This window comes from Mycobacterium sp. NGS62, assembly GCF_059812285.1.
The window spans coordinates 1-592 of record NZ_JCALCK010000085.1 but is presented as its reverse complement, the minus strand read 5'-3'; the positions used below and the strand labels follow the sequence as shown (position 1 = coordinate 592).

The 592-nt window shown below is 64.4% G+C and carries 1 protein-coding gene; it reads right to left on the bottom strand.

Features of this window, described 5'->3' with window-relative positions; genetic code table 11:
• Positions 1-592 (bottom strand): tyrosine-type recombinase/integrase (locus AC5Y49_RS24810; RefSeq protein WP_499892022.1); only part of this gene is annotated, 592 nt, incomplete at both ends.

Sequence of the window (592 nt, the reverse complement as noted above, 5' to 3'; positions counted from 1 at the left end):
GGCCGTAACGCGCGGCGCCGCGCGATGAAGGCCAGGTGGGCGGTGATGGCTTCGTCGGGGTAGACGGCTTTGTAGCCCATGGTGGTGCCGATGTCGCGGTGTCCGGCGATGACTTGCGCGATGTGCGGAGGCAGCCCGTTGAGCACCACGTCGGTGATAAACATGCGGCGAAAGTCGTGCGGGGTGAAGTGCAGCGGTTTGCCGGTGCCTGGGTCGGTCAGCCCGGTGTGGTCAAGGGCTTCGTCGAGCAATGATGCGATGAATGTACCTCCGAGAGAACGATGTTCAGCTCGGGTTCGGCGTTGGAACAGCAGCGGAGCCGGGGGTTGCCACACCAGTTCGTGGCTGTCACGGGCCCGCACGAGAGGAATGGCGCCACCGGGCTCGCGGACGCGACAGATGACGGCGCTGAGCACGTCGGCCAGTTCGGGGTTGACCACGATCAGCCGTTCGGCGTCGGTCTTCGATGGCGCGATCTGCAGCAGCGGCACAAGTTCACTGGTGCTGGGCAGCCGATACTGGATCAAGCTGTGATGGCTGAGTTCGAGCAGTTCCTCGACCCGGACTCCGGTGTGACGGAACACCTCGATGA